Annotated in this window: 21 protein-coding genes; 3 read left to right on the forward strand and 18 right to left on the reverse strand. The window is 48.3% G+C overall.

Annotation, left to right across the window (positions count from 1 at the left end):
• Positions 1-12 precede the first annotated feature (12 nt).
• From NYE69_RS32115 to NYE69_RS32125, 3 genes are read right to left on the reverse strand one after another with little or no spacing between them, the layout of a single operon-like run.
• Positions 13-1,326: an ABC transporter ATP-binding protein gene (locus tag NYE69_RS32115; RefSeq protein ID WP_340930094.1), complete on the reverse strand. Its 1,314-nt coding sequence runs from the start codon at positions 1,324-1,326 to the stop codon at positions 13-15.
• A 13-nt stretch (positions 1,327-1,339) separates the two neighbouring features.
• Positions 1,340-2,140: an ABC transporter permease gene (locus tag NYE69_RS32120; protein WP_340930095.1), complete on the reverse strand. Its 801-nt coding sequence runs from the start codon at positions 2,138-2,140 to the stop codon at positions 1,340-1,342.
• Positions 2,140-3,024 carry a hypothetical protein gene (locus NYE69_RS32125; RefSeq protein WP_340930097.1) on the reverse strand — a complete coding sequence of 295 codons (885 nt, stop codon included), beginning with the start codon at positions 3,022-3,024 and terminating at the stop codon, positions 2,140-2,142. The genes NYE69_RS32120 and NYE69_RS32125 overlap by 1 nt, the downstream gene beginning before the upstream one ends.
• Before the next feature lie 127 nt (positions 3,025-3,151).
• Here NYE69_RS32125 and NYE69_RS32130 point away from each other — a divergent pair, with 127 nt between their 5' ends.
• Positions 3,152-5,608 (forward strand): O-antigen ligase family protein, encoded by a 2,457-nt coding sequence (locus NYE69_RS32130; RefSeq protein ID WP_340930099.1) that lies wholly within the window; start codon positions 3,152-3,154, stop codon positions 5,606-5,608.
• Between the two features lie 21 nt (positions 5,609-5,629).
• Here NYE69_RS32130 and galU read toward each other — a convergent pair whose 3' ends face one another.
• The 10 genes from galU to NYE69_RS32180 form a co-directional block, all read right to left on the reverse strand.
• Complete coding sequence (gene galU, locus NYE69_RS32135; RefSeq protein WP_340930100.1) at positions 5,630-6,520, reverse strand: UTP--glucose-1-phosphate uridylyltransferase GalU; 891 nt, start codon at positions 6,518-6,520, stop codon at positions 5,630-5,632.
• Between the two features lie 221 nt (positions 6,521-6,741).
• Positions 6,742-7,668 (reverse strand): carbohydrate kinase family protein, encoded by a 927-nt coding sequence (locus tag NYE69_RS32140; protein WP_326044641.1) that lies wholly within the window; start codon positions 7,666-7,668, stop codon positions 6,742-6,744.
• A gap of 6 nt (positions 7,669-7,674) precedes the next feature.
• Positions 7,675-8,667 (reverse strand): SIS domain-containing protein, encoded by a 993-nt coding sequence (locus tag NYE69_RS32145; protein WP_340930102.1) that lies wholly within the window; start codon positions 8,665-8,667, stop codon positions 7,675-7,677.
• Between the two features lie 5 nt (positions 8,668-8,672).
• On the reverse strand, positions 8,673-9,482 hold the full coding sequence (locus tag NYE69_RS32150) for a carbohydrate ABC transporter permease (protein ID WP_340930104.1): 810 nt from the start codon (positions 9,480-9,482) through the stop codon (positions 8,673-8,675).
• Between the two features lie 44 nt (positions 9,483-9,526).
• Positions 9,527-10,411: a carbohydrate ABC transporter permease gene (locus NYE69_RS32155; protein WP_326044638.1), complete on the reverse strand. Its 885-nt coding sequence runs from the start codon at positions 10,409-10,411 to the stop codon at positions 9,527-9,529.
• A gap of 67 nt (positions 10,412-10,478) precedes the next feature.
• Positions 10,479-11,762 (reverse strand): extracellular solute-binding protein, encoded by a 1,284-nt coding sequence (locus tag NYE69_RS32160; protein ID WP_328270626.1) that lies wholly within the window; start codon positions 11,760-11,762, stop codon positions 10,479-10,481.
• Between the two features lie 172 nt (positions 11,763-11,934).
• Entirely contained in the window at positions 11,935-13,068 is a 1,134-nt protein-coding gene (locus NYE69_RS32165; RefSeq protein ID WP_213509751.1) for an ROK family transcriptional regulator, read from the reverse strand.
• A 338-nt stretch (positions 13,069-13,406) separates the two neighbouring features.
• The gene (locus tag NYE69_RS32170; RefSeq protein WP_213509750.1) at positions 13,407-13,601 is read right to left on the reverse strand and encodes a hypothetical protein; all 195 of its coding nucleotides are present in this window, start codon (positions 13,599-13,601) and stop codon (positions 13,407-13,409) included.
• Between the two features lie 840 nt (positions 13,602-14,441).
• On the reverse strand, positions 14,442-14,960 hold the full coding sequence (locus NYE69_RS32175; protein WP_340930108.1) for an SRPBCC domain-containing protein: 519 nt from the start codon (positions 14,958-14,960) through the stop codon (positions 14,442-14,444).
• Between the two features lie 13 nt (positions 14,961-14,973).
• Positions 14,974-15,285 carry an ArsR/SmtB family transcription factor gene (locus NYE69_RS32180; protein ID WP_340930111.1) on the reverse strand — a complete coding sequence of 104 codons (312 nt, stop codon included), beginning with the start codon at positions 15,283-15,285 and terminating at the stop codon, positions 14,974-14,976.
• Positions 15,286-15,971: 686 nt separating this feature from the next.
• On the opposite strand from NYE69_RS32180, the gene fucO reads away from it, so the two are divergent.
• Together fucO and NYE69_RS32190 are read left to right on the forward strand one after the other, a co-directional pair.
• Positions 15,972-17,123 (forward strand): lactaldehyde reductase, encoded by a 1,152-nt coding sequence (fucO, locus tag NYE69_RS32185; protein WP_213509749.1) that lies wholly within the window; start codon positions 15,972-15,974, stop codon positions 17,121-17,123.
• Between the two features lie 882 nt (positions 17,124-18,005).
• Positions 18,006-19,127, forward strand: coding sequence for an HNH endonuclease (locus NYE69_RS32190; RefSeq protein ID WP_316560663.1), 1,122 nt, complete (start codon positions 18,006-18,008; stop codon positions 19,125-19,127).
• A 165-nt stretch (positions 19,128-19,292) separates the two neighbouring features.
• Here the strand turns inward: NYE69_RS32190 and NYE69_RS33860 are convergent, their stop codons facing one another.
• From NYE69_RS33860 to NYE69_RS32210, 5 genes are all read right to left on the reverse strand, one after another.
• Positions 19,293-19,376, reverse strand: a complete 84-nt coding sequence (locus NYE69_RS33860; RefSeq protein WP_227872954.1) for a putative holin-like toxin — start codon at positions 19,374-19,376, stop codon at positions 19,293-19,295.
• A gap of 130 nt (positions 19,377-19,506) precedes the next feature.
• Positions 19,507-20,871 (reverse strand): MBL fold metallo-hydrolase, encoded by a 1,365-nt coding sequence (locus NYE69_RS32195; RefSeq protein ID WP_316560664.1) that lies wholly within the window; start codon positions 20,869-20,871, stop codon positions 19,507-19,509.
• 15 nt (positions 20,872-20,886) lie between these two features.
• A complete protein-coding gene (locus NYE69_RS32200) occupies positions 20,887-22,284 on the reverse strand; it encodes an ABC transporter substrate-binding protein (RefSeq protein WP_316560665.1) in 1,398 nt (465 codons plus the stop codon).
• 299 nt (positions 22,285-22,583) lie between these two features.
• A complete protein-coding gene (locus NYE69_RS32205) occupies positions 22,584-23,438 on the reverse strand; it encodes a carbohydrate ABC transporter permease (protein ID WP_316561484.1) in 855 nt (284 codons plus the stop codon).
• Positions 23,438-24,337, reverse strand: a complete 900-nt coding sequence (locus NYE69_RS32210) for a carbohydrate ABC transporter permease (protein ID WP_316561483.1) — start codon at positions 24,335-24,337, stop codon at positions 23,438-23,440. The genes NYE69_RS32205 and NYE69_RS32210 overlap by 1 nt, the downstream gene beginning before the upstream one ends.
• Positions 24,338-24,490: the final 153 nt, after the last annotated feature.

Below are 24,490 nucleotides of genomic sequence, written 5' to 3' on the forward strand. Positions count from 1 at the left end.
CCTCCATCTTCTTTATTTAATAATTACTAAATCTTTGCTGTACTTATTTAATTCAATGTCCGAGTCAAGTTCAATTAAGGATAGATTGAAATTTTGATTGATTACATGGATTTTTTCAACATTTGACAACCAAGTAAGCATGACATGCTGATCTTGAATCCCCTGCGCTATGGCAGGGCTAAGTAAATACTCGCCTTTCATTATTTTAGGCAACTGGAACTCAAATATGACTTCAACAATATCATCCTTATTGGCTTCAAAGTTAGCTTTACTTTGAATAAAGGTATTAAAAGCAAACAAAGAAACCCCTTTATTATTCTCCCAGACAAATCCGGCTATTAAATTATTTAAATCCTTTTTAAATTCTGCCACTATGTGGCACTTATAAGTGTTTTCCACCTCCAATTCAGTAATTCTATTCTCATTAATATCTGTTATAAAGAAAGAGAGGATTTCTACATCATCGGACAACAAATTATTATCTCCCAAAGTTATTATTTTCGGAAATTCCCTATTTGCCCCCTCAACTAATTTCATTTCTATGCGATCATTTTTCAAATCCTTTACTAGTTCCTGATTCATCATATTATTTTCCATAAATCTTCTATTAAGATACTGAGAACATACAGTATCTTTATCATCAAACATAATTTGTTGCGAAGAATCCAACCATAAAACACGATTGCACATCTGGCGGATACTGCCGATATCATGGGATACAAATAAAATCGTTGTGTTCTTTTCTTTTAGTTCATCGAACTTTTTGAAGCACTTATTTTGGAAGAAAATATCCCCTACACTCAATGCCTCATCAACAATTAAAATATCGGGTTCTACATTTATAGCAACTGCAAAGGCTAACCTTGCAAACATACCGCTCGAGTAAGTCTTTACGGGTTGGTAAATAAAGTCACCAATATCAGCAAATTCAGTTATAGCGTCAACCTTTTTTTCCATTTCTTGCTGAGAGTAGCCCATCATTGTTCCATTTAAAAAAATATTCTCAATGCCAGTGAACTCTAAATTAAACCCTGCACCTAATTCTAACAAAGCTGAAATTTTTCCATTCACCGCAACTCTGCCACTAGTTGGCGATAAAACGCCCGTTATTATTTTTAATAATGTAGATTTCCCCGAGCCATTTTTACCAATTATACCGACAGTCTCACCTTTCTCTACAGAAAAAGAAATATTAGAGAGGGCATTAAAATCACGGTGATAATGTTTTTTAGTAATACTTAAAGATTCTTTTAATCTGTCTAGAGGTTTATCATAAAGCTTATATGTCTTACTTAAATTCTCGATCTCTATTGCTAGGTTACTCATTATTTTTAACACCTCATAACACATCTGAAAAATGTGGCTTTAGTTTTTTGAAAATGATGAAACCAAGCACAAAATAAATTAATGTGATATCCCAAAACCATAACGTTTCATTCCATTTTTCCCAGAACCATATTTGATTGAACATGGCATCTCTAAAGCCTTCAACAATGTAATACATTGGATTGATTTTAAATAACCACCGCCAATTTTCAGAGAGCATTTTGTAATTCCACATAATTGGTGTGAACCACATTCCAAACTGCAAAACTATACCAATTACCTGCCCGAAATCTTTAGTAAAAATTACTATAGACGAGGTTATATAACTTAATGCAACGGTAACACCGACTAAACAAACCAGATAATAAAACAATTGCAGCGTATATATTGATGGATATATTCCATATAACGCAAATATAAGTATCATTACACCTATAAAAAATAAATGCACAAATAACGAAGATGCAATCTTTACGATTGGCAATATACTTATTTTAAATAATACCTTTTTCACTAAGTAGCTGTACTCAAAAAAGCAATTCGTTGCACTCATAAGGGCTTCGGAAAAAAAGAACCATGGAATCAACCCTGACATAAACCATAAAATAAACGGTACTTTTTCAACCGATCCGGATCGAAATCCCACTTGAAAAACAAACCAATAAACAAGAATCGTCATTATGGGCTGTATAAATGCCCAAACAATACCTAGATAGGACCCGGCATACCTCATTTTAAAATCATTTAAGGCCAAGGAGAAAATAATTTTTCTGTTTCTGTAGACATCCCCAGCAAAGTTCTTAATTAACTGCATCACTCTTCACCTATACTTTCTTCAGACCAATACATTCCCCTTGCATCTCCATTGACAATATATACGCCTATTTGATATTTGCCCTTACCTAAGTCAACTTTGCTTATATTACTTATAAAGCCACTCTTATCGTAATCTTGGACTCCCCCAAAGTATTTCGTTACGTCCTTACGAAACTGGGGTTCTGTATCAAAGATGATCTCCTTATCTCGGTTCTTAAGAACAATATAAACCTTAGCCCCTTCTAACGATTTGCCTTCTATGAAAATCCAACCTTTAAACCTAATTTCCCCATTATTTTGGGATACCTCTTCAAGATTTGCTTGAACTTTTGAATTCGCCTTCTGAATTTTGATATTATGCTTGGTATTTACGTTTTCTTTGAACTCAATACCAACTTTAGATTTATTAATGCTCATATTGGACAGTGTAAATTCATTGGAATCATTATTCATAATATAAAATCCTATTTGGTAAGAACCCGGCTTTACTCGTGTCATATCGATAAGTGATGTTAAACCGGCATTCTCCACACGATCATTGTCATTGTTAAGCGCTGCTGGTAGATCGTTTCGAATCACTTTCTGCGAATCAAAAATATATTGATTATTTTGAGAATACAGTACTATATAGGTACTTTGAGATTCTGCATTATGTTTATTTATATAAGCCCACCCATCCAGTTTTATCACTTTTTTAAACTTAATTGTTTTCAATTCTAAGTGATCTATTCCAGCATGAATGCGGGTTCCAAATTTCGGCAAATCCAATTCTACTTTTTTTGCAGCCCCATAAACGTGAGTTACCTCATAGCTTATCAAAATAACTAGCCATATTAGAAGGAATGTAATGGCAGAACGCAACAAAATTCGATTCTTATTCATACAAAACTCTCTCTTCCTGAATATTGGTTTCCCAAAGTTAGTAACTTCCATAACAGACGCTTATCTAGCTCCTAATCTTTCATTATGCTAAAATACTAACGTATCTATTAGCAAAGGAGATAAATACGTGTCGAATCCAGTATACGGGAAAAAGGCCGCAGCGTCGAGAAACGGGGAAAAGTTACCTGCGGCGTTATGGTTGTTGATAGTCGGCTTAATTTTGTTTATGGTTTGGGCCCCATTCCAAGCCGGTGTGTTTAACGGGCTTGTGCTAAATTTTGAGCAGCCGATCTATTGGTCGGTTCTTGTCGGCAGCGTGCTGCTGCTGGCATGGGCCGCGGCTTTCTTCAAAAATATCAAGCTGGAAGACCAACGGGACTGGACAGCCTTGTTTGTGCTCCTAATTCCCATAACCTACATTATCGCACTAATTTCGGCGGCAAGCCAGTACTTTGCTTCCAATATGGTGCTGATTCAATCGCTTTATGCGTTTATGTTCATTATGGGGCTTTATTTGCTGCAAAATCACAAGGCTAACCGGATGATTGAGACGACCTTGATTACGGTTGCTTACGTGATTGTGCTGTTCGGCTTATTCAACTGGCTCGGTCAGGGAAGAACCGTGTCGGCCATTGTCGGCTGGTTCTCGGGAATTGTCGTTAATGGACAATACACGCAGGCAGTTTGGGTTGACGCAAATGGTCCACGTCTCGCATCTGTTTTCCAATATCCTAATACTTATGCTGCGTTCCTGATGGCCTTCTTCTTCATCGCCGTGTTCGGCATCACCCGCTCTAAAAAGTGGTACGGCCAAGCGGTTCATGCATTTATGCTGGTACCGATGGTGCTTTCGATTTTGCTGACGTTATCGCGCGGCGGCTTGGTATTCTTACCTGTCGTTTTCGTCGTATTGTTGTTATTCCTGAAGCCGGCCAAACAAATTCTGTGGATTGTTTATTGCGTGCTGGCCGGTGTTGCCACGCTGGTGATCGCCAAACCGGTAACGAACCTCGGCCAGCAATTCCACCTGGGGCAAATCAATGATCCGGCCAAAGGCTGGTTTTATGTACTTGGCGCCTCGCTGGCGCTTACCGTGATCGTATGGCTGATCCAGCGTTATGCAGCTCCTCGTTTGGAAAGCGGTCTTAGCAAATGGGCCGAGAAAAAGCTGTCCACCCTGGGGCTGCCGGTCGTTTCCGTCGTTGTGGTCGGTATCCTGGCTTGGCTGTTCCTGGGCACGAACCTCAAGCATATTTTGCCGGGCAACATCGGGGATCGTTTGGAAAACCTTAACCTGCAGCAGCACAGTTTCCTTGAACGGATGACATTCTATAAAGACGCCGTAAAAGTTCTTAAAGATTATCCAATCATCGGTGCAGGCGGCGGTGCATGGGCGTCGATTTTTGAAAAGTATCAAAACAACCCGTACTCCAGCCGTCAAGCGCACAGCTTTGTGATGCAGTATCTGGTCGAGACCGGCCTTTTAGGATTCATTATTTTTGTGGCATTTCTGATCTTTATTTTCTATAAATATATTCGCGGCTACATCAAGGCCGGTGAACAGGAACGTGACTCTTATTTTGCTTATTTCATTCTTGTTTTTTCGATTCTGATTCACAGCTTGATGGATTTCAACATGAGTTTTGTTTTTATCAGCATGCTTGTTTTCCTGGGACTGGGGGGCATGGCGGCTGTGATGGACAACCGCCCGGTAGCCAAACTCAAGTTGAAGCCAGGCACAATGCGAGGCCTGTATAGCACGGTTATGGTGCTTGCCTCGATCGTGCTGATCTTTGTATCGATCCGTTATATTGGGGCAAGCCAAGACGTTGTTAAAGCTAAAAACTTGTTCACCACAAGTAATGACTTCCAGGAAATTAAAACACCGCTGGATAAGGCTCTCAGCAAACGTGGAGATCATCCCGATGCGGTATTGTATATGTCCAGCCTTCTTCAAGCCGTGTACAGTCAGACAAAAGATGAGTCTTTTTACAACGAAGAGCTTAATTTACTAACAAATACGCTAAAAAAAGAACCGTTCGACAAAAATATGTACAAGCAGCTTATGGCGCTGTATCAATCCAATAGCGAAAACGATAAGGCCTACGCCGTTCTTCGCGATAATGCCGATCGTTACGCCTATGACATGAATTGGTACGAACAGTTGATTGTGCAGTCTTATGAGCTAGGTTATCAAGCGCTTGATCAACAGGATACTGCCAAGAAGGACGACTACTTCAAAACAGGACTTGCCGCATATCAGCATGTGGTTGCCGGGGTTGAACATTTGAAAACTCTGCCGAAAGGTCAATTGCAAGGAAATCCGTTTGAAATCACGCAACCGATGGTGCTAAACGCCGGTAAAATGCAATATATGCTGAACGATCCGGCAAAAGCTGCGGAGATTTTTAAAGTTGGCATCAAGGATGACTTGAATGATGGTACGAACCGTGAGATCGCCCGCTGGTATTTGGCAGCCTTGCAGAAGAACGGAACCACCGACCAGGCGGTATATGATCGCTTGCTGCAAATGGATCCGAACGAAAAAGGGGAAATTGACAAAATAACTCAGCAAAACTTTTAAAGCATAAAGAAAAACGGTCTCTCACTCAGGAGAGGCCGTTTTTGGATTTGCACTAACGATCTTCGTCATAAAACGAAGTAATTCATCCCGCAATTCCGGATTTTCCAGCGCATAATGGATGGTGGTTTGAATGAAGCCCATCTTCTCGCCTACATCATGCCGGGTACCTTCGAAGTTATAGGCCAAGATCCGTTCGGTATCGCCTAGCTGCGAGATCGCATCGGTCAGCTGGATTTCTCCGTTTACGCCCACTCGCTGTTCTTCAAGAATGCCGAAGATAGCCGGGGTCAAAATATAGCGCCCCATAATCGCCAAATTTGAAGGCGCTTTGCCGGTTTCCGGCTTTTCTACAAGTTGGTTGGCTAAATATACGCGATCCTGAATCACACTAGGATCCACAATTCCGTACCGGGACACTTCATTCCAGTCTACCGGCTGTACGCCAACCACCGAAGCTTTGTGCTCCTCGAACACGTTAATCATTTGTTTCAGGCAAGGTACTTCCGACTCGACGATATCGTCGCCAAGCAGCACTGCAAACGGTTCGTTGCCTATAAATTTCCGCGCACACCAGATTGCATGCCCCAGTCCTTTAGGCTCTTTCTGTCGAATGTAATGAATGTCCGCCATTTCCGACGATTTACGCACCTCATTAAGCAGTTGCCACTTGCCTTTTTCCGTTAAGTTATGTTCCAGTTCAAAAGAATTGTCGAAATGATCTTCAATGGCCCGCTTGCCTTTCCCTGTCACGATAATAATGTCTTCAATCCCGGAAGCGACCGCTTCCTCCACGATATATTGGATCGTGGGCTTGTCGACGATCGGCAGCATTTCCTTGGGCATGGCCTTGGTCGCCGGCAAAAAGCGCGTCCCTAATCCGGCCGCCGGAATAATTGCTTTACGTATTTTCATTACCAAATTCTCCCTAAATCAAAATAAAATTTCAGATGTTGACATTATACCACATACTACGTTCAAAAATAGATATACGAACCTAGATACACGCTCCATATCCACCCATTTTTGCTACCAATTAATTCACAGGTTCAATGGCGTCAAAAAAAGGTTTATTCCCTCAGAACCTGGTCCTGCGGAATAAACCCTTATTTGTGGAATTCGGTTATTTCAACCGGTTACCTGCCCGCCTTTTCCATAATGTTTCTCTCAATTTCATCGGGCGTGGGGTACCGGTCTTCTTTTTTGGAGACGACAATACTGGCGAGCATGTTCCCGTATCGCAATGCTTCTTCGAGCGGTTTCTCCTCCAGCACGCTGTAAATGAAGCCGGCGTTGAAGCTATCCCCGGCCCCCGTCGTATCGTAAGCCTTTACAGGAAATCCGGCATGATGCACGGCTCCCGAGCGGGTATAAGCGCTTGCTCCCCGGCTTCCCCGCTTGACAATGATGGTATTGGCGCCTAAAGAAATCAAGTGCTTCGCGGCTTGATCCACCTCGCTCGCCCCGGTTAGATGCAAAATTTCTTCATCATTGGGCATAAAGTAATCGATGTACGGCAGGAAGGAGATAATCTCCTGCCTGCTCTTTAAACTCCAGCCATCGATGGCCGAATTAGCATCGAAGAAAGTGATTTGACCGGCGGCTTTAGCCCGTTTCAAACAGGTTTGCGCCGCATCGGGACCAAATCCCGGAGCCAGGAAATAACCGTACAACAGCGTCGCACGCGCAAGGTCGAAGTCTTGCTCCCTTTCAACCGAAGCCGCGGTTAAATCGTAGGCGTTCCCTTTATAAGTAACAAAGTAGCGATCCCCGCCCTCTTTGACGATGGATACGGACAGCACCGTCCCCTTTTCGGTCCGGGCAAGCTCATTTTCTATCAATGGCGCTATCTCGTCGTAAATTTTGCTTCCGTAATCGTCTTGGCCCAAAAGGGAGATGACCCGTTGTTTGACGCCGAGCTTGGCCAGCGGGAAAATCGTGTTGGCCAGGCCGCCGGGCCGCAAAATCATCGTATCGACCATATGCTCTTCGCCAAAGTCCGGACGTTCTTTCACTTGGGCGAGGATCAGATCTGCGGTGATTACACCTACCAAATTTATCATCTGGGGTTATTCCTTCCCTGTTACTTTCGTGATGATTTCGGCTTCCCCTGCGACCAATCCCCGCTTCGCCGATAACTCGATGGCGGCTAACTGAATGACCAGCGAGTAAGGAATGGGGCTCACGTATTCGTGAACGGATGGAATTGCCAACGACATGACGCGTTCATGGCCAAGCTCTTCATCGGAGACATAAAGCACTTTTGCGCCCAATTCGGCCATTTCCAGAACATACTTTTTATTAGTTTCGAAAGTTGCTCCTTTAGGATTAAAGAAGATGGCTTGCAAATTCTCTTTAATCAATTCGAATGGACCATGCCGGAATTGCGGAGCCGAAGCGGCCTCGGCAAAAATCCGCGCCGTTTCCTTCAGCGTCAAGGAACCCTGCCGCGCCGTGTAAACCGAAGGCCCCCGGCCCAGCAGAACGAGCGGTTTCTCCGGATTAATGAAATCGACGATCCGCTTCCGGTACTCCTCTTCTCTATTCAAATGCTCCTCAATGACGTCAGCCGCCCGATAAAGCGAATCCGTCAGATCGTTCCCCGTCATTTTAGAGCCCAATAACAGCATCAAAGCCGCCGTCGTCGTAAAAGATTTCGAGGAAGCGATAGCTATTTCTTTTCCCGCATGCGTGAGCAGAACCTCCCGGGCCAAACCGGCCAAAGAACCGTCCGGAGAGTTGGTGATGGCCGAGGCCGAGGGGTAGCGCTTAGCCAGCTCCTTGGCCTCGAAGCTCTCCCCGCTCTGCGAAACAATGTAAAGCTGATGCTTGTCCAGGAAAGAATCGGGATAATAGTATATAAGTTCGGAATTATCGATAGCCGATGCTTGAATGCCGTGCAGGTTCAAATAAGAGACAAGCAGTTCGGAAGCGGCCAGGGAGCTGCCCATGCCCGTCAACAACAGCGGCTTGTCGCCGGCCGCGCTGACGGAAACATGGTTTCGAATCGTCTCCCGGATCGCCTCCGGTTGTTGTTTAACCTCGTTGAAAAATTGACTCATAATTCTCATCCCTTCTCAGAGCCTTCCGACAGGCCGCTGATGATGTATTTTTGTAAGAACAAAGCCAAAGCAATCGGCGGCAGCGATGCCAGCAATCCGCCGGTAATCTGCATGCCGAAGTCGATCATGCCGCGTTTCGAAAACTCGGAGATCGCCACCGTAATGGTCTTGGCGTCATAAGTCGAAGTGAATATGCTGGCGAACATAAACTCGTCCCAGGCAATCAGCAGCACGAATATTCCGGTGGCCACCAAGCCCGGAAGCGACAGCGGCAGCAAAAACTTGAATAAAATGCCGAGCGGCGATACACCGTCGATTTGCGCCGATTCTTCCATAGACCTCGGGATCGAGCGGAAATACGTCTGCATCATCCAAATGACGTACGGCAGGTTGAAGGCCATATAGATCACGATAAGCGCCGGCTTATGGTTGATCATCCCCATTCGGGCGAAGATCACGTACAGAGGGATCAGCAGCACCACTTCCGGCACCATCCGGAAGCCAAGAATCGAGACCAGCAAGGCGTCCCTGCCGCGAAAACGGAACCTGGCGCAGGCATACGCCGCAAACATCCCGATAAGCAGCGTCAGCAGGGTGGAGCTGAGCGCGACGACCACGCTATTTTTCATCGCCGTTAGAAAGGGGGGCAGGCTGCCGTCGCTCGCTTCACCGGAGAACACTCTCGAGTAATTGTCAAAAGTCCATACCGCAGGCCACAAGTGAAGGGTTTTCGCGTTCAGATCCCCGCTGGAGGAGAAGGTGGCGATCACCAGCAGGAGCAGAGGCAGCGCCGTAAACAGCATGATAAGACACACGCCGACATATATCCAAAACTTCTGAGCTCTTGTTCTCTCATAGGTCACTCCGCTTTTTTGTATAGAATTTTGATGTAGGTAAAGGCGAATATCAGAATAAAGATCGACATCACAAACGCTATGGACGAGCCGTAACTGAATTTGCCGAACATCATGGAGGACTGATAGGTCAGGAAGGACAGCACTTGCGTTCCCCCGGCCGGGCCGCCCCCGGTCATGATATAAATAATGTCGAATACTTTGAAAGCTTCCATCGTCCGCATGATCAGCGCGACCAATATGGCCGGACTTAAAAGCGGAAGCGTGATGCTGAAAAATCTCCGGAACGCCGAGGCCCCATCGATTTTCCCTGCTTCATAGGCCTCGATCGGGAGGGACTGCATCGCCGCCAATAAAATCAGAGTCACGAAAGCCGTATTTTTCCATACATCGGCGATAATGATGGCATTCATAGCCGAGAAGGAGGAGCCCAAAATATTAAAGTAACCGTCCGTAATGCCAAGGGCGGCCAGCAACACGGTGACCGTTCCATGATCCGGGTCGTAAAGCCATTTCCATAGGACCGCATTTACAATCGTGGGGAACGCCCAAGGAATCAGCATAAAACCTCTGACAAAACCTCGTCCCGCAAATTTCTCATTCAGAATCAAGGCAAACGCCATGCCGAGAATGAACTCCAAACCTACCGAGGTCACCGTAAAATACATCGTTCGGCCGACGGCCTGCCAAAAGGAAGCGTCGGACAGCACTTTGGCGAAATTCTCAAAACCTACGTAATCCCAAAGTTTCGGATTGTCCAGTTTGTGCACATTTTTGGTCAAGTTAATGAAGCTGATAAAAATCGCGTAGATCAAAGGAAGCAGGGTCACGCCGAGAATAACGAGAAAACTGGGCAGCAAATATCCGAAAGGCCGAAGTTTTTTGATCATTAGATACCTCCACATCCATATGAGACTCCGCAGGTTTGATGGGAAGTCCCGCCGGAGCGGGACCCGTTTAATTGCCGTTGGCCGCAAGCTGTTCCGTCGATGCCGCCAGCTCATCAAGCGCGGTCTTCGCATCCTTTTGACCGGTTAATACCGCCTGGAGAACAATCTGCATATTTTTGGAAAATTCATTGTAGGAATCCAGCGACGGGCGGGAAATCACCTGCTCCAGCTGTTTCTCCATATCCTTCAGTGCCGTAAAGTTCTGATTGAGATCGGCGTCGCTGTAGAGCTCTTTCCAAATCGGCAGAGAGCCGGCTGCGAGCGATTGCTGTTTTTGGACTTCCTTGCTGCCCAGGTATTCGATAAACTTCCAAGCGGCGTCTTCATGTTCCGATTGCGGAGTAATCGCCAGGTACATCGACCCGGTAGCCGCCGTATGCGGGGCTCCCTCGGCCGCCGGAACCATCCCCACCTTCACCTTGCCTTTGACTTTGGAATCGCTGCCGTTCAATTCGCCCCAGTAAAAGGACCATCCGGCAACAAACGCCGTTTTCCCGTTTTTAAAAGCATCCAGCACTTGACGGTCGTTGTAGTTGATCGACGCCTTGTCGATCACTCCGTTTTTCATGGAATCGGCCATGAACGTAAGCGCCTGAACTCCCTTCTCGTCATTGAACGCCGGCTTACCCGCCTCATCCATGAACTTTCCTCCGAAGGAGCCGAGGAATTCGGCAAAGTAAGCAACGAGGCCTTCATTGGCGCTCCATCCCCATGCGCTGGCCGGACCGGGGGTTATTCCTTTTTCCTGCAGAGCTTTCGACATCGAGGCGAACTCGTCCCAAGTCACCGGCGGATGATCGAAACCGGCCTTCTTTAACAGTTCTTCGTTATAGTAAAAGAACACGACATCGTTAAACATCGGTACGCCATAGATCTCTTCGCCCAGGCTGGCGATTTGCAGGCTCGCCGGCAGGATGCCTTGCTTCATCTCGTCGGTGTAGCGGCCGGTCACCGGAAGAATGAATCCGGCGTTGGCATACTCGGAGGTCCAGATTTCATCGACGTCCACAATGTCGTAAGCCGCGTCGCCGCTGGCATTGAAGGAGGCCAACTCCTTATCGTGCAACTGATCGTACGCTACATGATCCAGAACGACCTCGATGTCCGGGTTTTTCGCATTGAACTCCTCCACCGCTTTTTCCCGGAAGCCCGCAAAGTCATCGCTCGACAAAACGCGGATCGTTTGAACGCCGCCGTCATTGGCGCCGCTTGCCGGTTTTCCGCCGGAACACCCGGCGAGCAGGGACGGAATTAGCACAAGGGACATGATACCGAGTAATGACTTTTTCATGAAATAACCCCCATTGATATGTTAGTTTGTTCTAAGTACAAACAAATTGAAAGCGGCGCGGCTCTTCATTTCAGAGCCTCTTGCTGACTGAACCTGAATTTTTTTAAGACCATAGAAACTACCGCTATATGTGTTCTGGCTTCCTTGAAAGTACGTCGATAAAAGCTTTTTCTTATAGATCCTCCGCATCCTGCAGCTGCTGGAATACGTAAGCGACTGCTCCCAATCCGCCCGCATCCCTGCCCAGGCGGGCCAGCTTAATCTCCGTGCGGATCGGCGTGAGTTCGGACACCTGCTGGCGGATATCCTCAATCACGGCGGACATGGAGCCGGATACGCCCCCGCCGATAATCACTCTCTGCGGATTCAGCAAGCTCGCGATATTCGCGATGGTGATGGACAAATATTGCACAAATTCGTTAATAACACGAGCCGCCTCAGGCTCTCCCCGGGTGTAGCGCACAAAAAGTTCTTCGGGAGATACCCCGCTTTTCTCCAGAGCGAATGCCGAAATTTGCTGCTCGAACGCTCCCGTCTGTCCGGGACGGTTCCGTCTGTTTTGGGCCAGGTCCTCCCGATCGATAAAACAGTTGATTTCCCCCGCCGAGTAACGATGGCCTTCGATTAATTCGCCGTTGGCGATAATAGCGCCGCCCACTCCGCTTCCAATAGCTATGAAGAACATATTGTCCGTTAACCCCTCGCTGCCCAGCCATCTTTCGCCTAATGCGGCAAAATTGACATCGTTGTTGACATATACCGGAAACGGAAAATAGGTTTTCGCCTTCTCAATCAGATTGATGTTGCCCCAGTTCAAAGCGGGCACGTCGAGGAGAACCCCTTCCCTGCTGTCCACAATCCCCGGAAGCCCGATCCCCATGCCGAGGATACGATCTTTTTCAATCCCGGATTTTTGAATAAACGATTGAACCAGATCCAAAGTCTCTTCTACGGTAGCTGTTGTTTTGCATTCTTCCTTATGCTCGATCTCACCATCAAGGTCGGTCAGTACGATCAGGGTTCGAGTCCGCCCGATATCGACGCCGATGCCGTATCCCGATTTAGGATTAAAGCCCAGTTCGATTCCCCTGCGGCCCCCATCCTTGGTAGAGTCGCCCAACCCCGTCTCCACAACAAACTTTTTCTTGATCAGCTCATTGACGATGGAGGTGACCGTGGATCGGCTTAAGCCCAATTTCTTGGCTATTAAAGCTCTGCTGATTTTTTTCTCGCTTCGGATCATTTCCAGAACCAAGTTCCGGTTGATCTTCTTGATCAGATCCAAACTTCCGGTTCGATTATACAACCTCTCCCCTCCTTCATTCAGTTTCGTCGGAGAACAAACAAACTAAAATTTAAAGCAATTATAACATGTCGAAATTTACTGTCAATAGTGTAAGCGATGTCATTTTAAAAATATGTTATGAAAACTGACAAATTTGTTCTAAATGATATGAAAAAGAACAGAAAAATAGATAAAAGTAACACATTATGTATAACTAAACTAACATAACATTGCGAAAACAATCAATCCCTCATCCCTCTTCGATAACAAAAAAACCGCTTCACCGGACAAACGTCCGATCAAGCGGAATCGGGATAACAAGTTCAGGTACAAAACTTCTTTTTTGGCAGCTTCACTTTTTAGTGGAACCACCATTTGCGCCGCGGATGTTGCTGAGGTTCTCCTTCGCTGTAGATCCGATGGCCGGGTTCGGGAGTATGCAGGAAACGTTCGGTGCCGAATTCGATTTTGCGGTATTCCGACTCTCCGTCGATTTCCAGCCGTCCTTGAATTTGGTGTACGGCGATTTGCATCTCAAGGAATCCTTCAACCATCTTAAGTCACCCTCCTAAATTGATGAGCTTTACTTTGACAATCATGGCCTTCCGACGTTGTGAGCGATGCTTTGATTTACGCCTTCATTATAGCAAATCAACGATTTTTTTAGCACCGATAAACATTGGTTATCAGGGTCTTCAGCGCCCCAGTTCACAAAACTTCCAAAACTTGTCTTTCCTAGAAAAACGACTGTCTGCACGGGGAGAATTCTGAATTTTTGCGTAAAAAAACGTACGCCCCTTTAAGGGACGCCCTTGTCCAAGACTTATTCAATGACTTTACAAACTCAACTTAATAATCAGCGCTTGACAGGGAAGGCCGGTAACCGATCGTGGCAAGAAATATTGGCAGATCCATATCCGCTGTCCGGACGCTTTGCATGATTATCCCGTTTGATCCGGAAGCAGAGAGGAAGATAAATTCAGGAGAAGAAAATAGGTTTGGGAGCAGCAGACATGTTCGAGATCGTTAGTTCGAGATCATTAGTTCGAGATCATTAGTTCCAGATCGTTAGACAGGTTAGTGAGAAGGAGGTTTGGAGAAGTGAAGCAGACCTGACGGAAGGAATGGGGCACGACATCGTGAAAAATGAAAGGCCCGTGATTAGCCCCTACCCCCCCCCCCTTAACAAGAGGGATAATCGTGCAAAGCAGCATGCAGGGATACCAAGACACGAAACGCTATAGACAGCCCAGCCACCTCAGAGCCAAAGTCATAATTTATTTGTCAAGCATTGATCTCGGTTTTGAGCCACTTTACATTGTTTATTATCGAGTTAGTTAAGCGGGTGACGTTATGCTTTAATCAGCCGATTTTCAGCTGGGTTGTGGCCTTCATTACGTACGGATGCCCAGCTTTTCCGCGTAGGCCTCGTGCAGTTCCTGCCAACCGTATTTGAGCGCTTCTTCCCCGACCATCGAGGGCATTTGTTCGCCGACCAGCGTTCCGGCCAAACCATCCAGGCAAAGATGCCAACCCGCCGCGTAGGAAGGCGCTTGTTTGCGCTCCGCAAACCGATGCCGCAGCACCAGGGTCGTCTTGTCTTGATTAAAGCCGGACAGCTCCCAACGCAGGATGTCTGTACCCCAGCGGAGCACAAGCAGATGCGGAGCGTTAACCTCCAGCACGTCTCCTTCCGTCTCTTCCTCCACGGGCGCATTGATCATCTTCAGCCGTACGGGTCCCACTTCGGTCAAATCCTTTTCTGCTGAAAACGGTCCCCATTTGGTGATTTGATCGGCCCGGGTCAGCGCGTCCCAAGCTTTTTCCGGCGGATGATTCAATACCCGTTCCAGTACAAGCACCCAGTCCTCCTGCTCTTGCATAAGCTTTGGATTCTCAATCGGCGATCTCATGTTCCGTTTCCTCCTAATCTTTTTTCTGCTGGTCCAAAAAATTCTCCAAGGCGTCAACATGCTGATTCCACTTCTTGCGATAGGCTTTCAGCCATTCGTCGATCTCTACCAGCGGCTCGGCTTCCAGCGAATAGATGTGCTGCTGGGACTTGATCCGGACCTTGACCAGACCGCTTTGGCGCAGCGTCCGCAAATGCTTGGATACCAAGGGCTGCGACAGCCCCAACGCCTGGGCCAGATCCGTTACGTTGGATTCCGACTGGAGCAGCAGGTCCAAAATCCGCCGGCGGGAAGGCTCGGCAATGACGGCAAAGGTATCCGGCAAACTTATCGCCCCCTTCCTTTATCATTAACATAACCCAATAGTTATATAACTTCAAGTTCATATATGGAGAAAAGAAGAATTTTCTGTTGAGAGGAGTATTTTTACGTCAAAAACTGGAATTTTTAAATTGACTTTATGTGGGACACTTCAGTAAAATTTATTTGTGTGGGACAGAAAGAGAGGTGAGTACACTGAGTCCACGAACAGGTCGGCCAAAGGCAGAAAACCCCAAGAAATACAATATCAAAGCTCGTCTCAATGAAGAGATGTACAGCGCTGTGACCGATTATTGTACCAAGCACAATCTCACTGTAACTGACGCGATCCGGCTGGGGCTGAAACTGCTTTTGTCCGAAGAAGAAAAATAAAAGCGGTCTATTTGTGCTTATGAAAGGAAAGTATCAGGACACATATAAGTTAAGGAGATGATCTCTTATGACAAAGGTGCTGCTTCGCAACGAAGAATAGAAGCTGATAAGGGATTTGAACGTATTACTGGTATCAAAGTCCGCTCTTAATGGAGCGGATTTTTTATGTCCAAAAATTCAAATAAAAACCACAAATTAATGTTGTTTTATGTTGATTTTCCAACAAATCATATTTATGATGGAGTCAGATAGCGCAAGGCTTGAAAGTTCTATGCACTTGTTCAAGTGAACAGTTTCACAAAAAGGGAGGGTTTGGCCATGAGCCAACGTATGATTTTGAACGAAACCTCGTATTTCGGGGCCGGGGCGATTGCCGATATCGTCAATGAAGTGAAGCAGCGCCGTTTTGTTAAGGCATTGATCGTAACCGACAAGGAGCTTGTGAAGCATAATGTCGTGTCCAAAATAACCGGTCTGCTTGACCTCCACCAGTTGCCTTATTCCGTATTTGATGAAACGGTAGCGAATCCTACCATTGAAGTCGTGCAACAAGGATTGGCCGCCTTTAAAGCGGCCGGGGCCGATTATATCATCGCGATTGGCGGCGGATCGCCGATGGATACGGCCAAAGCGATCGGCATCATCAGCAACAATCCGGAATACGCCGACGTTCGCAGTTTGGAAGGAGCGGTGGCGACGGCCCACAAATCGGTGCCGATCATCGCCGTTCCGACAACGGCCGGGACAGCGGCGGAGGTCACGATTAACTATGTGATCACGGATACGCAAAACAAACGGAAATTTGTCTGTGTTGATCCCCATGACATTCCCGTCGTCGCCATCGTCGACCCGGATATGATGAGCTCCATGCCCAAAGGACTCACCGCCGCCACCGGCATGGACGCTCTAACCCATGCGATCGAAGGATACATTACCAAAGCAGCCTGGGAATTGACCGATGCGCTGCATCTAAAAGCGGTGGAAATTATCGCCCGGTCCCTGCGCGGTGCCGTAAACAATGACCCGCAAGGCCGCGAAGGAATGGCACTGGGGCAGTATATCGCCGGCATGGGCTTTTCTAATGTGGGCCTGGGGCTGGTACACGGGATGGCCCATCCGTTGGGAGCTTTTTACGATACGCCGCATGGGGTGGCCAACGCTATTTTGCTCCCGTCCATTATGGCCTACAACGCCGATTACACCGGGGAAAAATACCGCGACATCGCCAAAGCGATGGGCGTGCCGGGAACCGAACAAATGAGCATCCAGGAAGCGCGCAGCGCCGCGGTTGCCGCTGTTCGCCAGCTGTCGGAGGACGTCGGCATCCCGTCCTGTCTCCGTGAAGTCGGTGTGCGGGAAGAGGACATCCCCGCCCTCGCCCGCTCCGCGTTCGAAGATGTATGTACGGGCGGCAATCCGCGGGAAACGTCGGTGGCCGAGATTGAGGAGTTGTATCGGGCGATTTTTTAGGTTGCTAAATCTCACAGGTTAATACGCAGGGGAGCTCACAGCCATAGAACGGCTGCAGGCTCCCCTTAAAAATTTTCTCGAACGTGTGAATTTCAGTTAAGTTGTGGTACAATGAAAGTACTTTTAAAGGCTTTAAAAGTCTTTATTATTAAGGAGCCGTGCTTGCAGGGCACGGCCCCGGGCAATAGCCGCTTTTAAGGGCGGCAGACTTTTAATGGCATACCGACACAAATAGACCGGTTCCTTTGCCTAGGGCGGTCTATTTGCGTTTATGGAAAGAAAGTATCAGAACAAATTCAAGTACGAGTTCAAAAAGTCAGGTTTTCAGGACCAAGAAGGTTGGATGAAGTTAGGGACTGAGTAGCGGAGCGTAGACAGATCTACGTGAGCAACGGAAGGCCCGGCTGAATTCAAGAATCGACGTCGAATCCGCTTCATGAACGACTTCGTCATGGAAAGATGATTTTTTGAACAACCTCTTAAAGTCGCAAATAAAATCATTAGCGTTAATGCTTGATAAACTTCCACTCTGGCATCCCTCCCTTCTATGAGAGGTAGCCGACCGCCCTTGCAAGCCTATTCTATTCTATTGCTTACTTCGTATTATATCACTCTTGTAAAAGTATGGAATTTGATGTCACAGTGAACGCCCGAACTTTCGTTGTCATACTACAAATCTTTACTCTGCAAATATACCTTCGATAATGATCCCCTTCATCCAAGGCATAGGCCATAGCCCCTTCCTTTTTAATCCTCATATACTAGAAATATTCAATTGATCAGCCTTCGCTCTGATAGAAAAGTCATTTTCACGAGGGTGTTAATTATGAGGTAATTAAAGTAAAGTACCAGGTTCGGAAGGAAGTTGGGTGGTATTATTTTATGAATTGGACCGAGTTTGCGGAAACCAGTTGCCCTGTTTTTACCACTTGTATCTTTTGTGGACAAACCAAACCAACCAAGGAATTTGTTCGCAAAGTAAAAAACGGCAGAAAATTTAAAAGAGCCTTGTATTGTCATGAATGCAGAGAGCAATTTGGCTTAGAAGAGATATCAAAGAAGATTCAGGATTATAAAAATTCCGAGGTTTTTGAGAAGATAACGGACTCGTCGCTGCTTAATGAAGAGTGCATGTACACGCTAAAGAATAAGTATCGTGTTTCCAAACCGATTACGTATGAACTGGCCAAACGTTACCTGGATGAAAAGGCGGCTTATTTTTATAAAGAAACTCCGAATATCATTTACTTAAAATATAACCGTGATCAATTGCGGCAGTTTATATTCGAACGAGATCAGCATCGATGTTACCTATGCGGTGAATACGCTGAATTTGTAAATACCATCCTCACTAAACCGGAAGGCGGTTTAAAAACCCCCGCCAATATGAGAGCCGTTTGTCACAAACATAATCGCTTTTTTCAACAAAAGCAAAAAGTGCCTACCGGCAACATTCTATACGCTTTACCGATCTATCAAGGTCATTCCGGCAAAATTATGGATACGATCGAAAATCCCGATCCCTCCATTCTTAAGCTTACATTTAGGCCGGACCGCATGTATTGCTTTTGCGATATTACTACACAACATGATTCTCCTTATTATGGCATATGCAATGTGGTTATCGGAGGCCCCATAGCGGGTATTCAGATTTATACGAAGATTATTCAAGAGACGCCCAATCAAACCCACAAGCTTGAACTGTTGGCCATCGAAGAAGCGATACAACGGTTTTCGGTTGAAAAATGGCAGTTTAAGAAAGCATTTGTTTTTACGGATATCCCTTACGATCTTTATCTTTTTAGCTTGGGGGAGCTTGGAGAGTTAGCAAGAGCGATTGAAGAAAAGAAAGGCGTTATTTCCATTCGCTACTTAAATAACCAGGAACAAAAAGGAAACGTAATGTATCGCCTGGCCCATAATTTCGCAAGGAAGGCGTTTGCTGAATTCTATAAAGAACAAGGAGAGCCCACAACCATTCTGGCAGCTACGGGCTCTCCCTAAAAATTTTCACGAACGTGTAAATTTCAGTTTAGTTGTGATACAATGAAAGTACTTATTAAGGAGCCATGCTTGCAGCGCACGGCCCCGGGCAATAGCCGCTTTTAAGGGCGGCAGGCTGTATTGGAATAGCGGCACAAATAGACCGGTTCCTTTGCCGAGGGCGGTCTATTTGTGTTTATGGAAGGAAAGTATCAGGACAATTAATGTCGCAAATGAGATCATTAGCGTTAATGCTTGATAAACTTCCACCTGGCATCCCTCCCTTCTATGAGAGGTAGCCGACCGCCCTTACAAGCCTATTCTATTGCTTACTTCGTATTATATCACTCTTGTAAAAGTATGGAATTTAAGATCATGACAACCGCGTGACACTTCTCCGTCATTCTTCCCGTCCTCTTTGCCCGATAAGCTCTCCATTTTCAAAACAGTAGGTTTTCCCGTATTCGGGAAGCAGACGAATTCCTGACGACAGCTCCAATTGTTCCGGATGCAGGCTGTGCAGCGGAATAAACCAACCGGCCCCGATCTGATCGCCGATGAGCCGCAGGTGCTCGGGAGCCGCGTGGCCGGAAGCGCCGATATAGCGATAATTCAGGCCGATCCGCCGCAGCAGGTCCCGCAGTGCAGCGTAGTCGGGATCGTAGGCACCGAGCGGTGCTCCGTTGGAGTGGATATACACTCCTCCTTCCGTCCGCAGTCGCAGCAACTCCAATGACCGGGCGAAGCTGTTCTGCAGCGCGAACCGTTCCGGGGCTGCGTTGATGTCGGCGAGCGAAACCGGAACAAAGCCTTCGAGCGGAGTTTCCGAAAGCACGGCCAGGCCCTCCCGTCCGGTGAGCGAACGCAGCAGGAAAGCCGTGTCCGGCTCCAGCACCGGCTTCCTGCCAGCCGCGATTGCCGCTTCGCACAAAGCCTCTACCCGCTCGATGTGCCGATGGTACATATTGATGACCGCCAGGCCGGACGTTTCCCGCATCGCCGCCGCTGCGCGCTCCGCCACACTGGCTTCCGTGGCCGGCCCCCCGCCGCTGGCAGGATCGCCGTCAGCCTCCCCATCTTGCGGCAGGCCAAGCGTTGTGCCCTCGATGATCAGCGCGTGGACTTGCCGGCGCTTCGCCGCCTCCGCCATCCCAAGCGTCCACTCGGGATGTTTGCCGTGCAAACGGAAATCGCCCGTATACAGCAGCCGGACGTCCGGTGTCTCCACCAGAAAAGCGCAGGCGCCGGCCACATCATGGTCCACCCGCAGCGGTGTGACGCTGATCTCGCCGCAAACAACCGGCTGATCATAGGCAAAAGAGTCAAACATACGGCCGGAAGCGAGCGGCACGCCTTCGCCGATCGCCTCCAGTGCTTCGTGCAGGCGCAGGCTCTCCTCAGACATCAGGACTGGCACCGACGGATCGATCATTCCCATCAGCGCCATATGATCCAGATGCAGATGCGAGATAAAAACCGCCTGCCGCAAATGGCCGTCACCTGCCGGGCGAAGACCGCTCCCTGCTGCGAGCAGCGACTTTTCGCCGTACAGCCCGTCCAGCGGCGGCAGCAGCCCCAACCGCAAAAAGTCAGCCACCGGGTCGGTCAGCTCGGCAATGCCGCGCTCCAACATATTCCCCGCCGGACTGAAACAGCGGCCGAAATCGAATACGATGCGGCTTTGACCGTGCTCCACCGTGACGATCGTTCCGCCAATCGTCCGCAAACCGGACCAAAAACGGATGCGCGTATTTGGTTCCCCCATGACAAAACACCTCCATTACGGCTTCAAGCTGTTCAATGCGGCTTGCTCGGCGCTCGCCAAGCCTTCTTTTACCGATTTCTGTCCGTGCAGCACCTCGTCGATTTGCTTCGATACATCGGTGCGCAATTTGTTGTAGCCGTTCAGATGCGGTTCGCCAAAGGCGGAGTCAAATTGCTGTGATGCCGCTTTTTGCTCAGGATGCTCCGCGATGAACGCCGACCACTCGCTGTCTTCCAGCGCCGATTTACGTACCGGCACATATCCGGTCTCCTTGGCCCACTGGATCGTCGCTTCCTTGGAAATCAGAAATTTTCCGAACTCCCAGGCCGCGAGTTTCTGCTCCGGCGTGGCGCTTTGGAAAACAATCACGTTCGTGCCTTGAAACGGGGAAGCGGCAGCTTTATCTTTGGGCAGCGGCGCGGTCGACCATTTGAATTTGCCGCTCACCGCGCTGTCGACAAAAGAGGCGCCAGCGGAAGAACCGATATACATCGCTACGTCCCCGCGCCCAAACGGATCGGACATATAACCGTCTTCTCCGGCCAAACGCCCCGTTTTGGTCGTAACGGTCAAGTCGTACAGAAAACCGAGCGCCTTCTCGCCTTCCGGCGAATTGAATGCGACTTTACCGTCCTCGGTCACGTACTCGCCGCCCGCCTGTTTTACATAAGTGGCCAAATTGCCGGATACCGAGTTTTCAAAACCGATGCCGACGACTTTTTTACCGTTGATGTCGGTCGTCAGCTTGGCCGCCGCCGTTTTCAGCTCATCCCAGGTTGCCGGAGCGCCAAGCCCGAATTTGTCCAAATAGTCCTGATTGTAGTACAGCACTTCCGTACTTTTGTTAAAAGGCAGGCCGTATGTTTTCCCGTCCCAGGTGTTGTCGTCCATAAAAGCTTTGACGATATCGGCCTGGTCCTCGGCGCTCAGGCCTACTTTGGCATCATTGATATATGGCGTCAGGTCTTCAATCAGATCGTTCGCCACATATTCGGTCTGCCAATTGGAATAAGCTTGAGACATGGTGGGCGAAGTTTTCGCTTTCGCCGCGGCCATCAGTTTCTGCGACAGATCGTCATAGCTGCCCTGGGCCACCAGCTTGACCGTAATATTCGGGTTCTGGTTGTGGAATTCGTCGGCCAACTGCTGCAGCACCTCTTCCAGATGCCCGGACATCGCATGCCAGAACTCGATTGTTACCGGCTGGTCAATCGTAACGGAACCGGGACCGGCTTCAGCGCTCCCCTCCGTCCCGCTTGCCGCATTCCCGCCAGCTCCGGCATTGGCGGCGCCAGCGTTCCGATTTCCCGCGGCATTGCCTGTATTCGCCTGGCTGGCTCCCCCTCCACAGGCCGTAACGGCAATCATGATCAAACAAAGCATGAGGACTACAATTCCCTTTTTTCGCAACATACGTTTCCCTCGCTTTCTTTTTTTGAACGATTAACAGCGTTGGTTCCAACATCGTCACCTGGTAATCTCATTGCGAACTGTTCCCGGCCATCACCACCTTTAAGAGGTAGTTCAAAAAGTCATCTTTTGATCACGAAGTAGAATCATGGAGCTTAATCGGCAGCGAATCTTGAATTCAGCCGGGCCTTCCGTTGCTCACGTACCCAAAACGTACGCTCCGCTACTCAGTCCCTAGCTTCATCCAACCTTCTCGGTGCTGAAAACTTGACTTTTTGAACTCTCATTTAATAATCATCGTGTCAGCCCTTGATTCCGGTGCGGGCAATGCCTTCAACCACATGTTTCTGCATCACCAGATACAGCGCGATCATCGGCAGGATGATCATCGACGAGGCGGCCATCAGCAGCTCGTAGTTTTTGCCGGTATCGTAGACAAACGCGGTTAAGCCGACCGGCAGGGTGCGCATTTCCGCCGAGTTCGTGACGATCAGCGGCCACAGGAACGCGTTCCAGCTGCCGATCACTTTGATCAGCGCGCTGGTGATGATCACCGGCGTGGACAGCGGCACCATGATGCGCCATAAATAACGGAAATCGCCGCTGCCGTCGATCCGGGCCGCCGCATACAATTCGTCCGGAATGCCGAGAAAATACTGCCTGAACAAAAAGATGGCAAACGCATTTGCCGTCCAGGGAACGATCAGCGCTTCGTAACGGTCGATCCAGCCAAGTTCGGTCAATGTCACGAAATTCGGCGCCAGCAGGATTTCACCGGGAATCATCATGGTCGCAAGCAGCAGAAAAAACAGCAGTTCCCGGCCGTAAAAGCGAAGCCGCGCGAAAGCAAAGGCAGCCAGGATCGACGTGATCAGTTCACCAAGGGTGCTCAGCAGCGTCACGATGACACTGTTAAGCAAATAACGGCCAAAGGGGGCCGCTTCCCAGGCGATCCGGTAATTGTCCCACTTCCAACTCACCGGAATCCATTGGGGCGGCATCATCACCACCTCATCCGGCGTCTTGAGAGACGTCGTGATCATCCAGTAAAAGGGCAAAATCATCGTCAGACCGCCCACGATCAGTACCGCATAGATCAACGCACGCCCGGCCGCGCGGATCACCCTTTGCTGGAGAAAATGCGTTTTTGGGGCCATCAGTAATGCACCTTCTTTTTGCCGATATAAAATTGCAGCGCCGTAATGAGAGCTATGACGATAAACATCAAATAGGAGGCCGCGGCAGCCGTGCCAAAATCCCATTCAGCGTAAAACTTGCGGAATACGTAAAACACGATCGTCAGCGCGCTGTCGGACGGCCCCGCCTTCCCGCCTCCGCCGCCGAACAGGGCGTACACCTCGTCAAACACCTTAAACGATGAAATCGCCGCAACAACGGTGACAAAAAAAGTAGTCGGCGAAAGCAGCGGCAGAACGATACGCCACAGCCTGCGCCCGTAATTCGCCCCGTCGACGCTGGCGGCCTGCTCGTATTGCTTGTCGATCGTTTGCAGCCCCGCCAGAAAGATGATGATGTTGTAGCCGAGGCTTTTCCAGATGGACATCAGCACAAGCGCCGGGATCGATAGCTGGGGCGTGTTCAGCCAAGAAACGGGGTCCATGCCCAACCAGCCGAGAAAATAGTTGAGAATGCCGTAATCCCGGTGGTAAATCCACTGCCAAACAATGGCAACAGCCACGAGCGAAGTGACATACGGTAAAAAATAGACGGTCCGGAACAAGCCGCGAAACCGGATGTTGGCATTCAGCATCAGCGCGATCAGCAGGGAAAGCGCCACCGACACGGGCACGACCCCGACAACGAACAACAGCGTGTTGCGCATGGCCAGCCAAAAATCGGGATCATGCAGCACCGCGGCATAATTGCCCCATCCCGTGGCATAAACGATATCCTTGAAATAGTCGTACTCCGTAAAAAAACTGAGCTCCAGCGACTTGAACAGCGGATACACCGTAAACACCCCGATGACCGCAAACGCGGGCAGCAAGTATAGCAGTGCTTTCAACGTGCTTTGTATAGTCGGCCGCCAACTCATCGCATCACAGCCCTCCCTCCTTAGAATCGCCGGTACCTTTAGTGGACCAGCATTTCATCATAAGCGATCTGTATTATCCGGACGTCAATCCATTGTTAAATTTGTTCAATACCAAAAAACACCCTCCGGATACAAAAAACACCTCCACGGAAT

It is taken from the genome of Paenibacillus sp. FSL R5-0527, from assembly GCF_038008055.1.
Taxonomy (GTDB): Bacteria; Bacillota; Bacilli; order Paenibacillales; family Paenibacillaceae; genus Fontibacillus; species Fontibacillus macerans.